General features: G+C 69.9%; 8 protein-coding genes and 1 other RNA gene. 8 read left to right on the top strand and 1 reads right to left on the bottom strand.

Features of this window, described 5'->3' with window-relative positions; all coding sequences use genetic code 11:
• Positions 1-8 precede the first annotated feature (8 nt).
• From V1318_RS18400 to V1318_RS18365, 8 genes are all read left to right on the top strand, one after another.
• Positions 9-4,556, top strand: coding sequence for an EAL domain-containing protein (locus tag V1318_RS18400; protein ID WP_332941208.1), 4,548 nt, complete (start codon positions 9-11; stop codon positions 4,554-4,556).
• Between the two features lie 97 nt (positions 4,557-4,653).
• Positions 4,654-4,875, top strand: coding sequence for a TIGR02449 family protein (locus V1318_RS18395; protein WP_055900271.1), 222 nt, complete (start codon positions 4,654-4,656; stop codon positions 4,873-4,875).
• Positions 4,876-4,885: 10 nt separating this feature from the next.
• The gene (locus tag V1318_RS18390; protein ID WP_332941207.1) at positions 4,886-5,188 is read left to right on the top strand and encodes a cell division protein ZapA; all 303 of its coding nucleotides are present in this window, start codon (positions 4,886-4,888) and stop codon (positions 5,186-5,188) included.
• A gap of 173 nt (positions 5,189-5,361) precedes the next feature.
• Positions 5,362-5,548, top strand: a non-coding RNA gene (ssrS, locus tag V1318_RS18385) — 6S RNA.
• Between the two features lie 83 nt (positions 5,549-5,631).
• Positions 5,632-6,225 carry a 5-formyltetrahydrofolate cyclo-ligase gene (locus V1318_RS18380; protein ID WP_332941206.1) on the top strand — a complete coding sequence of 198 codons (594 nt, stop codon included), beginning with the start codon at positions 5,632-5,634 and terminating at the stop codon, positions 6,223-6,225.
• A gap of 8 nt (positions 6,226-6,233) precedes the next feature.
• Positions 6,234-6,704, top strand: coding sequence for an EVE domain-containing protein (locus tag V1318_RS18375; RefSeq protein WP_332941205.1), 471 nt, complete (start codon positions 6,234-6,236; stop codon positions 6,702-6,704).
• A gap of 127 nt (positions 6,705-6,831) precedes the next feature.
• Positions 6,832-7,479 (top strand): ribose-5-phosphate isomerase RpiA, encoded by a 648-nt coding sequence (gene rpiA, locus V1318_RS18370; RefSeq protein WP_332941203.1) that lies wholly within the window; start codon positions 6,832-6,834, stop codon positions 7,477-7,479.
• A 129-nt stretch (positions 7,480-7,608) separates the two neighbouring features.
• Positions 7,609-9,102 carry a hypothetical protein gene (locus tag V1318_RS18365; RefSeq protein ID WP_332941201.1) on the top strand — a complete coding sequence of 498 codons (1,494 nt, stop codon included), beginning with the start codon at positions 7,609-7,611 and terminating at the stop codon, positions 9,100-9,102.
• A gap of 207 nt (positions 9,103-9,309) precedes the next feature.
• Here V1318_RS18365 and V1318_RS18360 read toward each other — a convergent pair whose 3' ends face one another.
• Positions 9,310-11,142 (bottom strand): ABC transporter ATP-binding protein, encoded by a 1,833-nt coding sequence (locus tag V1318_RS18360; RefSeq protein WP_332941256.1) that lies wholly within the window; start codon positions 11,140-11,142, stop codon positions 9,310-9,312.
• Between the last annotated feature and the right edge of the window lie 1,616 nt (positions 11,143-12,758).

Raw genomic sequence — 12,758 nt, 5'->3', positions numbered from 1 at the left:
CGGTGTCCGTGCGTCCATCCTCCATCGCCGCTATCCGCTTCGCCGGTCTGCTCAGCGCCTTGCTGGCGTTGGCGGGCATGGTGTTGCCGGCCGCAGCCGCGACCCGGGACTTCTACTTCACCCGCCTGGGCAGCGAGACCGGCCTGGCCCAGAACTCGGTCACCGCGCTGGCCCAGGACACTCAGGGCTTCGTCTGGGTCGGCACCCAGGGCGGCCTGCACCGCTACGACGGCCAGCGTTTCGTGCCCTACCGCCACGATCCGCGCGATCCGGCCAGCCTGCCCGACAGCTACGTCACCGCCCTGGCGCTGGAAAGCGAGCGCGCGCTCTGGGTCGGCACCTATTCCGAATACGTGGCCCGGCTGGACCTGGCCACCGGCCGCATCCGCCGCTATCCGGCCGCGGGCAGCGCCCAGGCCTCGCGCCAGGTCATGGCCCTGCTGTACCGCGGCGGCCGGGTCTGGATCGGCAGCCTGCGCGGGCTGGAGCGCATGGACCCGGTCAGCGGCCGCCGCCAGGCCCTGCTGAAGCTGCCCGACAGCGCGCGCGAACGGCCCTGGCAAAAGCTGGTGTCCGACCTCGACGGCAACGTCTGGTACGGCAACGCCGCCGGCCTGTACCGGATCGGCGGGGACGATAGTGTCGAGCGGATCGACCCGCAGCCGGTCGCCAGCCTGCTGCGCGACCACCGCGGCCAGATCTGGATCGGGCGCAACGACGGCCTGTTCCGCCTGCACAGCGACGGCCGCAGCCTGATCCGCGCCCTGCCGCCCGAGTCCGGCAAGGCGGTGGTGCCGGTGCCTTCCACGGACGTGCGCGCGATCGTCGAGGCGCCCGATCATCGCCTCTGGCTGTCGACGTTCGGCGACGGCCTGCGCCGCTACGACCCCGACAGCGGCCGGGTCGAGGCGGTGCGCGAGGATTCCGGCATCGGCGCCGGCCTGCCCGAGGACACCATCGCCAGCCTGATGGTCGACCGCGGCGGCCTGCTCTGGGTCGGCGGCACCTTCCGCGGCGTGGCCCTGGCCGACCCGCGCGGCACCCGTTTCAGCTACGTGCTCGACATCGACAGCGGCCGCCCGCGCAACGCCGCCGCCGACGACAGCATGCGCGCCATCATCGAGGACGAGGGCGGCGCGCTCTGGCTGGGCAGCGACAACGCGCGATTGTTGCGCTACGACCTGCAGCAGGACCGGTTCGAGGACTACACCCGCCTGGTCGAGGAGGGCGTGCGGGTGATGGCCTTCGGCCGCGCCGACCGCGGCCGGCTATGGGTCGCGACCAGCCAGGGCCTGCGCCGGCTGGACCCGGCCACGCGCCAACTCGAACGCATCGACCTGGGGCCCTACTCCGCGACCGCGCTGCGCAGCCTGCTGGTCGCCCGCGACGGCACGCTGTGGCTCGGCAGCACCGGCTCGGGCGCCCTGCGCTACGACCCCGCCAGCGGCACGATCGCCCACTACGGCTACCGCGAAGGCGATCCCCGGGGCCTCAGCCATCCGGTGGTGCATGCCCTGCTGGAAGACCGCCTGGGCCGGATCTGGCTGGGCACCGGCGACGGCCTGGACCTGCTGGAGCCCGCCAGCGGGCGCATGCGCCACTACCGCCACCAGACCGACGACCCGAACAGCCTGCCCGGCAACCTGGTGCGCGCCCTGCACCAGTCCGAAGACGGCACGGTCTGGATCGGCGGCCATTCCGGGCTCAGCCGCGCGGTCGAGCGCGGCGCCGAGCTGCGCTTCGTCCATCCGCTGGGCGCGGCCCTGGGCGAACGCTCGGTGCCGGTGGTGTTCACCATCGCCGAGGGCCCGAGCGGGCGCCTTTGGCTGGGCACCGACGCCGGCATCCTGCGCTTCGATGTGGCGCCGGGCTGGGTGCGCCGCTACGGCCTGGCCGACGGCCTGCAGGATCTGGAGTTCAACGGCGGCGCGGTCGCCCAGCTGCGCGACGGCCGTTTCGTGTTCGGCGGCGTGCGCGGCCTCAACCTGTTCTCGCCGGCACGCATGGTCGATTCGCGCTATACCCCGCCGGTGCGCCTGCTCGGGGCCTGGATCGGCGCCGAAGCCACGGTCGACAGCGGCGCCCTGTGGCAGCCGGCGCGCCTGGACGTGCCGGCGGCCGCCGGCATCCTGCGCCTGCGGGTGGGCGCGCTGGATTTCGCGCCGGATTCCAGCATCCGCTACCGCTACCGCATGGACGGCTTCGATCGCGGCTGGATCGACAACGGCATGCGCCAGGACATCACCTACACCCGCCTGCCCGCCGGCAACTACACCTTCCGCGCCCAGGCCACCAACCGCGACGGGATATGGAACTCGCGCGAGCTGGTGATCCCGATCCACGTCGCCCCGCCGCTGTGGCGGCACCCGATGGTGATCCTGGCCGCGGCCCTGGCCCTGATCGCCTTGCTCGCCAGCGCGGGCTGGCGCTGGCACCGCGCGCGCCAGCGCGAGCGCGGCTATTTCCGCCAGATCCGCGAACGCGAGGAACGCCTGAAGCTGGCCCTGTGGGCCTCGGGCGAGCAATTCTGGGACTACGACCTGTCGCGGCGCGAGATGCACCGCATGCGCGTCGACGAGCAGCACGCGCAGACCCCGGACATCGGCGTCCAGACCCATGTGGTCGACGACCACGAGATCCACGCCGACGACCAGCAGCGCGTGCTCGAGTTGCTCAAGCAGCACCTGCGCGGCGACGCCGCGCTGTTCCTGTCCGAACACCGCATCCGCAATCCCAGCGGCGGCTGGAGCTGGATACGCGCGCGCGGCCGGGTGGTGGAACGCGACCCCAAGGGCCACGCCCTGCGCGTGGCCGGCACCGCGCGCGACATCACCGCCAGCCGCAGCGCCGAACGCGACCGCCGCATCTCCAGCGAGGTCCTGCGCAGCATGGCCGAGGCGGTGGCGGTGATCGACCGCGACTTCCACTTCGTCTCGATCAATCCCGCCTTCACCCACATGACCGGCTACGGCGACGCCGAGGTGATCGGACGTTCGGCCAGCCTGCTCGACAGCCGCCAGCACGACCCCGAGTTCTACCAGGAGATGCGCGCCGAACTGCAGCGCAGCGGGCGCTGGTCGGGCGAGATCTGGCAGTCGCGCAAGGACGGCGCCGAATTCCTGTGCTGGCTGCAGAGCAGCGCCGTGCTGGACGCCATGGGCCAGCGCAGCCACTACGTCGCCGTGCTCAGCGACATCACCGACCAGAAGCGCGCCGAACAGGAACTGCGTTACCTGGCCAACTACGACACCCTCACCAGCCTGCCCAACCGCACCCTGCTGTCGGAGCGGCTGTCGCGCGCGATCGTGCGCGCGCGCCGCCAGGGCCACCGCATCGCGGTGCTGTTCCTGGACCTGGACCGCTTCAAGGACATCAACGATTCGCTCGGCCACGCCGCCGGCGACCGCATCCTGCGCGCCGCCGCCGCCCGCCTGCAGGAAACGGTGGGCGCCGAGCACACCGTCGCCCGCCTCGGCGGCGACGAGTTCACCGTGGTGCTGGAGAACATCGACACCCCCGAGGACGCCGAAGCGGTCGCGCGCCGCCTGATGCGCGCCTTCGAGACGCCGTTGGATTTCGACGAGCGCCACGACGTCTCGATCTCGCCCTCGATCGGCATCAGCCTGTATCCCGATCACGCCCAGGTCCCGACCGACCTGCTCAAGCACGCCGACACCGCGATGTACCAGGCCAAGGCCGCCGGCCGCCGCACCTACATGCGCTACACCGAGGCCATGGACGTCGAGATCCGCCGCCGCGCGACCATTTCCGCGGCCCTGCGCAAGGTGCTGGACCGCGGCGAGCTGCGCCTGGTGTACCAGCCGCGGCTGTCGCTGCCGGAACAGCGCATCACCGGCGTCGAGGCCCTGCTGCGCTGGCGCAGCGCCGAATACGGCGATATCTCGCCGGCGCAGTTCATCCCCCTGGCCGAGGAAAGCGGGCTGATCCTGGAGATCGGCGAATGGGCGATGCACGAAGCCTGCCGGACCCTGGAGCGCTGGCGCCAGCAGGGCCTGGACCAGCTCTCGATGTCGGTCAACGTCTCGGCCCTGCAACTGCTGCGCAGCGACCTGCCGCGCACGGTCGCACGCGCCCTGGACGAAAGCGGAATCCCGGCCTGGCGCCTGGAACTGGAACTCACCGAGAGCGTGATCATGGCCAACGCGGTGCAGACCGCGACCACCCTGCAGGCCATCCGCGACCTCGGCGTGGGCCTGGCGGTGGACGATTTCGGCACCGGCTACTCCTCCCTGGCCTACCTCAAGCGCCTGCCGATCAACACCCTCAAGATCGACAAGGAATTCGTCGGCGACCTCGGCCGCGACCCCGACGACGAGGCGATCACCAGCACCGTCATCACCATGGCCCATTCGCTGGGCCTGAACGTGGTCGCCGAGGGCGTCGAGTCCGAAGCGCAGATGGAGTTCCTGCGCGAACACGGCTGCGACGAGATCCAGGGCTACTGGCTGGCGCGCCCGCTGGAGGTCGACCAGTGCCTGGCCTTCATCCTCGCGCGCACGCCCGGCGTGGTAGCGCCCCCGGCCGCTCCGGACTGAGACCGCCGCCCCGCTCCGGCGCATCCGTTCACCTGCCGGCGCGATCCGCGCCACGGCCGGCTTGACCGGCTCCCGGCTCCCTGCCTATCGTGGCCGTATGGACCGCGCCGAACTGCTCGCCCAAATGCAATCGCTCGCCGACCGCGTCGACGAGCTGGCCGAGCGCGCGCGCCGTCTGCACGACGAGAACCGCAGCCTGCGCCAGCAACAGGAACAGCTGGCCGGCGAACGCTCGGCCCTGCTGGCCAAGAACGAGCAGGCGCGCACCCGCGTCGAAGCGATGATCGCGCGGCTGAAGTCGCTCGAGCAGCACACCTGAGCATCCGCCGATGAGCGCCAGCGAACCCGTCAGCATCCGCCTGCTCGACCGCGAGTACACGGTCGGCTGCGAGCCGTCCGAACGCGACAGCCTGTTGTCGGCGGCCAAGCTGCTGGACAGCAAGATGCGCGAGATCCGCGGCGGCAACCGCATGGCCGCGCTCGATCGCGTGGCCGTGCTGGCCGCGCTCAACCTGGCCCACGAACTGCAGCAGCTGCGCGGCGAGAACGAAAGCCGCGACCGCGAACTCGCGCGCACCCTGGGCGACCTGCACCGCAAGCTCGACGGCCTGTTCGACGCCGCGCCGCGCTGAATCCGCGTTTGGCGCCATGCGCCGCGCGACGGCGAAGCCCACGCGCGCAAGCGACGCGCGTGAATCCCGGAGATGCGCCTTGCACGCACGCGATCACGGCCTCGATGAATCGCAGCGCAGCCTTACCGACGAGCGGACATGCGCGCGCGCGCCGCCGCGCTATACTTTGCCCACGTCCTCTGCTGTGCGCGACGGCGTGCACAAACATTCGCCTTGTCCCTTAATGACGACCACGGGGGCGCAGCGGAAGCCCGGAGTGCAAGTCCGCCTCGTAGCGGGAAGCCCGAAGGCAGCCAAGCGTCCCCACTTGAACCCCGGGTTCAAGGTCGTTTGGCATGCATCGCCATTGGCGGAGGACTACTTATCCCGGACGGGCGCCTCGCGGCGCCCGCTCCTTCTTGGCGCGCCTCGCGCGCGCCGCCCCCAGATGGAAGCCCTGCCGCATGACGGCTGACCGTGCGGCGCTGCGCCGCGATCTGCGCGAGCGCCGCCGCGCGCTAAGCGCGGCCGACCGCATCGCCGGCGCCGAGCGCCTGGCCGCGCACCTGCTGGGCCTTCCGTTCGCGCCGCAAACCGGCTACGTGGCCGGCTACTGGGCCCTGGACGGCGAGATCGGTCTGCACGCCTGGCAGCTGCGGCTGCCGCCGGACTGCATCTACTGCCTGCCGGTGCTCGGCGACGACGGCGCCCTGCGCTTCGCGCCCTGGCGCGCGGGCGATCCGCTGGTCGGCAACCGCTACGGCATCCCCGAACCCGACGTGGCCGCGAGCTCGCTGCTGGAACCGCGCGACCTGGCCCTGGCGGTGACCCCGCTGGTCGGCTTCGATCCGCGCGGCCACCGGCTGGGCATGGGCGGCGGCTGGTACGATCGCAGCTTCGCGTTCCGCCAGCGCGAGCCCGCGCCGCCCTGGCTGGTCGGCGCCGCGTTCGAGGTCCAGCGCATCGACGCGCTCGACCGCGCCGACTGGGACGTGGCCCTCGACGCCGTGTGCAGCGACGCCGCCGTCTACGACTGCCGACATTCCCTGATCGCGTGAACGCCCCCATGACCGCACGCCGCCGCTACTGGCTGATGAAGTCCGAACCCGACACCTTCTCCATCGACGACCTGGAGCGCGTGCGCACCGAGCCCTGGAACGGCGTGCGCAACTACCAGGCGCGCAACTACATGCGCGACGGCATGAAGGTCGGCGACGGCGTGCTGTTCTACCACTCCAACACCGCCGTGCCCGGCATCGCCGGCCTGGCCACCATCGCCAGCCCCGCCTACCCGGACCCGACCCAGTTCGATCCCAAGTCCGACTACCACGACCCCAAGAGCACGCGCGAGGACCCGCGCTGGCTGCTGGTGGACGTCGCCTTCGACCGCAAGCTCAAGCGCGTGATCACCCTGGACGAGATCAAGGCCCACGCCGACGAACTCGGCGAGGACTTCGCCCTGACCCGGCGCGGCAACCGCCTGTCGGTGCTGCCGGTGACGGCGGCGCAATGGAAGCGGTTGTTGGCGATGGAGTAGTGGAGCCGGGATTCGCGATTAGAGATTCGGGATTCGCAAAAGCGCCTCGATACTCGAACGAATCCTCGAAATTCACGCCGCCGCCCGCTCTAACCAATCCCGAATCCCCAATCCCGAATCCCTACTCATGACTGAAGCCAAGCGCCTGGCCGGCGAAAAAGCCATCGACTACATCGAGGACGGCATGATCGTCGGCGTCGGCACCGGTTCCACGGTCGCCTACTTCATCGACGCGCTCGGCCGCAACAAGGAACGCATCAAGGGCGCCGTGTCCAGCTCCGAACAGAGCACCGCGCGCCTGAAGGCGCTGGGCATCGAGGTGCTGGACCTCAACGCCACCGGCCCGCTGGCGCTGTACGTCGACGGCGCCGACGAATGCGATCCGCACAAGCGCCTGATCAAGGGCGGCGGCGCCGCGCTCACCCGCGAGAAGATCATCGCCGAGGCCAGCGCCAAGTTCGTCTGCATCGTCGATCCGGCCAAGCGCGTCGACGTGCTCGGCAAGTTCCCGCTGCCGGTCGAAGTGGTGCCGATGGCGCGCAGCCTGGTCGCGCGCGAGATCCTGGCCATGACCCGCGCCCAGCCGGTCTGGCGCGAGAACGTGGTCACCGACAACGGCAACTGGATCCTCGACATCCACGGCCTGGCGATCGTCGACCCGGTGGCGCTGGAAACCGCGATCAACCAGATCCCGGGCGTGGTCAGCGTCGGCCTGTTCGCGCGTCGCCCGGCGGACGTGGTGATCGTCGGCGGCGAGCCGCCGATCGTTCTGTAAGACACTGATTCAACGGCAATTCTCAACACCGGAGACGGCCCGCCGACAAGCTCGGCGGGTCGCCGGCCGACGGCCTCCCCTGGCCCGTCGCGCAGCGCGATACTGGATCCCCATGCGTGGCCCGCCGCCATGACCCTGCGCTGCCTGTTCGTCGACTTCAACTCCTACTTCGCCTCGGTCGAGCAATACGACGAGCCGCGCCTGCGCGGCCGTCCGATCGGCGTGGTGCCGGTGATGGCGGCGACCACCTGCTGCATCGCCGCCAGCCGCGAAGCCAAACTGCACGGCGTCAAGACCGGCACGCCGGTACGCGAGGCGCTGGAGCGCTGCCCCGACATCGCGATCGTGCAGGCGCGGCCGGCGCGCTACGTCGAGCTGCATCACCAGCTGATCGCCGCGATCGAGGACTGCATTCCGATCGACGGCAAGCCCTTGTCGATCGACGAGGTCGCCTGCCGCCTGATGGGCCGCGAACGCCAGCGCGACAACGCCATCGCGATCGCGCAACGGATCAAGCGCACCCTGATCGAGCGCGGCCTGAGCCCGGCGATCCGCTGCTCGATCGGGATCGCGCCCAACACCTTCCTGGCCAAGACCGCCTCCGACATCGAGAAGGTCGACGGCCTGACCGTGGTCGAACTGGCCGACCTGCCGCAGGCCCTGCACGGCCTGCAGCTGCAGGACCTGTGCGGAGTCGGACCGTCGATGCTGCAGCGCCTGCATGAGGCCGGCCTGAGCACGGTCGCGCAGCTCACCGCCGCGCCGCGCGAACACCTGCGTGCGATCTGGGGCGGCATCGAAGGCGAACGTTTCTGGGCCCAGCTGCGCGGCATCGAACCGCCCTCGCGCCAGCGCAAGGCGGTCGGCTCGGTCGGCCACTCGCACGTGCTCGACCCGCAGATGCGCAATGCCGAGGGCATGCGTTCGGTGATGTTCAAACTGCTCGCCAAGGCGGCGATGCGGTTGCGCCAGGAGCGCTGCCAGGCGCGCGGCCTGAGCCTGCACGTGCGCTTCGTCGGCCGCGAACAACGCTACGACCGCAGCCTGTCCTTCGCCGCGCTCGACGACACCCCGACCCTGCTGCAGTTGCTGGCCGACACCATGGCGCCGCTGATGCGCGCCGCCGCCAACGGACGCTGGAACCTGCAACGGCATCCGCCGCTGTCGGTGGCCGTGTCCCTGATCGACCTGCAGCCCTGCGCCGCCGAGACCGGTGCGCTGTTCGCCGACCGCCATCGCAACCAGGCCTTGACCCGGGTGCTGGACCAGATCAATCAGCGCTACGGCAACAACCGCCTGTACTTCGGCGCGATGCACGAAGCCCTGGCGCAGGGCGCCGCGCCGATGCGCATCCCCTTCGGCCACATCCCGGACGAAGCCACCGAAGCCGACCTCGGCGCGGCGCCGCTGGTCGCCGACCCCAGCATGGACGAACTGTGGCTGCAGCGCCTGCGCCAGTTCAACGTGATGGCCGAAACCGCGCACCGTCAGGCGCGCGAACGCAGCGAGGCGAAACCGGCCGCCGCGACCACGCACCAGCCCTCGGGCGTCGGCGGCTGGGTCCGCAAACGCCGCGGCCAAGCCGGCGATGGCGAGCGCGGGAGCACGGGCTCGCTGTTCTGAACATTCCGGACCTGCGCGTTCGCTCCCGCTTGCGGGAGAGGGTTGGAGTGAGGGCCGGCGCACGCGCGCCACTCCAATCCAATGTCGGCCTCATCCGCCCTCCGATCCCTTGCTCCCGCAAGCGGGAGCAAGGGCGGCGCAGCCCCGTGCTTAAGCCCCTCTCCCGCACCGCGGGAGAGGGGTTGGGGCGAGGGCCGCTCTCAGCGCTTACGCATCCACCCCCACAAAGCCGCCCGTCTGCCGCTTCCACAGCCGCGCATACAAGCCATCGTGCGAGATCAGCTCCTCGTGCGTGCCGGTCTCGATGATCCGTCCCTGGTCCATCACCACCAGCCGATCCATGCGCGCGATCGTCGACAGACGGTGCGCGATCGCGATCACCGTCTTGCCCTGCATCAACGAATCCAGGCTGTCCTGGATCGCTGCCTCGGCTTCCGAGTCCAAGGCCGACGTGGCCTCATCGAGGATCAGGATCGGCGCGTTCTTCAACAGCACGCGCGCGATCGCCACGCGCTGGCGCTGACCGCCGGAGAGCTTGACGCCGCGCTCGCCGACCAGCGCCTCGTAGCCCTGACGCCCCTCGCCATCCACCAGGCGCGGAATGAACTCGTCCGCACGCGCCTCGCGCGCGGCCGCCAACATCTCCGCCTCGCTCGCGTCCGGACGCCCGTACAGCAGATTGTCGCGGATCGAGCGATGCAACAACGAGGTGTCCTGGGTAACCACGCCGATCTGCGAACGCAGGCTCTCCTGGGTCACGCCGGCGATATCCTGGCCATCGATCAGGATGCGCCCGCCTTCCAGGTCGTACAGCCGCAGCAGGATGTTCATCAGGGTCGACTTGCCCGCGCCCGACGGCCCGACCAGGCCGATTTTCTCGCCCGGCCGCACCGTCAGGTCGAGGTCGGCGATCAGGCCGCTGTCGCGGCCGTAGTGGAAATGCACGTTCTCGAAACGCACCTCTCCCTGGCTGACCGTCAGCGCCTTCGCGTCCTCGCGGTCGACCACCGTCAACGGCCGCGAGATCGTCTCGATGCCGTCCTGCACCGTGCCGATGTCCTCGAAGATGCCGTTCACCGTCCACATGATCCAGCCCGACATGTTGTGGATGCGGATCACCAGGCCGGTGGCCAGCGCGATCGCGCCCACCGTGATCGCGCCGCGATGCCACAGCCACAGCGCCAGGCCGCAGGTACCGACGATCAGCAGGCCGTTGACCACGGTGATGCTGACGCCCATCAACGTGGTCATACGGGTCATCTCGCGCGAGCGACCGGTCTGCTCCCGCATCGCCTCGGCCACGTAGTCCTCTTCGCGCCGCGAGTGCGCGAACAGCTTGAGCGTGGCGATGTTGGTGTAGCCGTCGACGATGCGCCCCATCAGTTTGGAACGCGCGTCCGAGGCCCGCCACGAGCGCAGCTTCACTCGCGGCACGAAGTAGCGCAGCAGCCCGACGTAGACCACGATCCAGGCCAGCAGCGGCAGCACCAGCCAGGCATCGGCTTGCGCGAACAGGTAGATGGCCGAGGCCGAGTACACCACCACGTACCACAGCGCGTCGAAGGCCTGGGTGGTCGATTCGCGCAGCGACGGACCGGTCTGCATGATCCGGTTGGCCACGCGGCCGGCGAAGTCGTTCTGGAAGAAGCCCAGGCTCTGCCGGAGCATGTAGCGGTGGGTCTGCCAACGCACCAGGTTGGTCATGCTGGGATGCACGGTCTGGTTGAGCAGCAAGTCGTGCAAGCCCAGGAAGAGCGGCCGCGCGATCAGCATCACCGCCGCCATCCACAGCAGCTCGCTGCCGTGCTGAGCGAACAACCGGCCGGGAGGCGCGGTATTCACCAGGTCCACGACCTTGCCCAGGTAGTCGAACATCACCACCTCGACGATCGCGACGAAGAAGCCGACTACGGTCAGTACCGCGAACACCGGCCAGGCCTGGCGTACGAAATGCCAGTAGAACGCCGCCACCGTGCGTGGAGGCATGACCTCCGGGGCCGGGCGAAACGGGTCGATCAGGGATTCGAACCAACGAAAAATCATCATGGCGTTGCGCCTTGTTTGAACTTGGAAACTCCCGCCGCACGCGCCCGGCCTCACGCCTGGATCGGGCGCACGAGCGAACGCGCGGGGGCGAACGGGCGCCAGTGGCGCCGGATCAACGATTCGGGAGTGAGGCGGCGGACGAGCGCGCGCGATCAGCGGCCACAACAGGCCCTGTCTGCGGACTGTCTGCCTGGCGCGGCCTGAAACCAGGCCACGTGTGCGGACTTAGCGGTGGACCGCGCCGACGATGGTGAACTTCATGGAACCTCTCCTGTTCCGATCCGGGATCGGTATGGCCGCGGGTCGAGTCCGACCGCGGCTGGCGCGCCGCGCATGATCGCGCGACTGCAGGCGGAGTGTACTCACAGGCGCGCATTGATGCAGCCGCGATGGCAAGACGCCAGGATCCGCACATTTCAGCCCATCCGCTTTTTGTTGAGCCCTCGGCGCGATCGGCTTTGGATAGGGGCGTGACAAGCCGCGACCGTACCAACCCCATCCGACGCAACTCTGCCTGTCCCCTGCAGGAGCGGCTTGAGCCGCGACCGCGGCAACGCACCGGCGGCGCAGCCCGGGTCACCGGGCGTAGACCCCGGCGGCCTGCGCCAAAACGCTTCCTGTGGGAGCGGCGTAAGCCGCGATCTCGATAATGGAGCGGCGCCGCAGTTCGGGTGATGGCGATCGCGGCTTACGCCGCTCCCACAGGGGAGGGTTCATGGGCCCGGCCTGGTCTTCGCCTCCGCTTTGCGGTCGCCACAAACGCCCATGCCGGCGTAATGGAGCGGCGCCGCAGTTCGGGCTATGGCGATCGCGGCTTACGCCGCTCCCACAGGGGTGGGTTCATGGGCCCGGCCTGATCGTCGCCTCCGCTTTGCGGTCGCCACAAACGCCCACGCCGGCGTTACTGGAGCGGCGCCGCAGTTCGGGTGATGGCGATCGCGGCTACAGTAGCGAGCAGATCGCTGCTTTCTGGGCCTGAGACGTCGCCTCCCCGCGGGAGCAGCCAAGCCGCAGCACCATCGCCCCTCCCCTGTAGGAGCGGCGCGAGCCGCGACCGCGCCAAGGCCTCGGCGGCGCAATCCAAGTCACCTGGCGCAACCAAGGCCCACGCGTGATCGCTCCCTGTAGGAGCGGCGTAAGCCGCGATGGCAATGGAGCGGCGCCGTAATCGGGTTATCGCGGTCGCGGCTCGCGCCGCTCCTACAGGGGCGATCGGGAACGCCGTCGCAGGCGCGACGTCCGCCTCGCGCTCGCGCGTTGATAGGTTCGTGCCGCGCTGGGATTAACTCCGCCGCACGGCGGTATTAACTAAGCGGGATTGTTTCGCGCAAAGAAGAAGGCCGGCCCCCTTTCGGGAACCGGCCTTCGGATGAAGCCCCCGGCGATGACCTGCTCTTGCATGGCTTAGGCCACACTGCCATCGGCGCATATGCGTTTCACTTCCGAGTTCGGGATGGGGTGAGCCGATGCGGCTTACGCGCCCCTGGCGCGTGCATCGGCGAACGCCCGCGCCGCTGGCGCGGGCCGGGCGCTCGCGCAACGGTCCGCGCACGAGTTAATCGTCCATCGACGGGCCGCATTAACCAAATCGTCGCGCAAAGAAGAAGGCC

The sequence above is a fragment of the Lysobacter sp. CCNWLW3 genome (assembly GCF_036697405.1).
Classification (GTDB): domain Bacteria; phylum Pseudomonadota; class Gammaproteobacteria; order Xanthomonadales; family Xanthomonadaceae; genus Lysobacter.
The sequence above is the reverse complement of the archived record's forward strand: the minus strand, read 5'-3'. Positions and strand labels throughout refer to the sequence as shown.

Bases quoted from the DNA above. Each gene is read 5' to 3' on its own strand.
- V1318_RS18395 (WP_055900271.1), top strand. From the start codon at position 4,654: ATGGACCGCGCCGAACTGCTCGCCCAAATGCAATCGCTCGCCGACCGC.
- V1318_RS18390 (WP_332941207.1), top strand. From the start codon at position 4,886: ATGAGCGCCAGCGAACCCGTCAGCATCCGCCTGCTCGACCGCGAGTAC.
- V1318_RS18380 (WP_332941206.1), top strand. From the start codon at position 5,632: ATGACGGCTGACCGTGCGGCGCTGCGCCGCGATCTGCGCGAGCGCCGC.
- V1318_RS18375 (WP_332941205.1), top strand. From the start codon at position 6,234: ATGACCGCACGCCGCCGCTACTGGCTGATGAAGTCCGAACCCGACACC.
- rpiA (WP_332941203.1), top strand. From the start codon at position 6,832: ATGACTGAAGCCAAGCGCCTGGCCGGCGAAAAAGCCATCGACTACATC.
- V1318_RS18365 (WP_332941201.1), top strand. From the start codon at position 7,609: ATGACCCTGCGCTGCCTGTTCGTCGACTTCAACTCCTACTTCGCCTCG.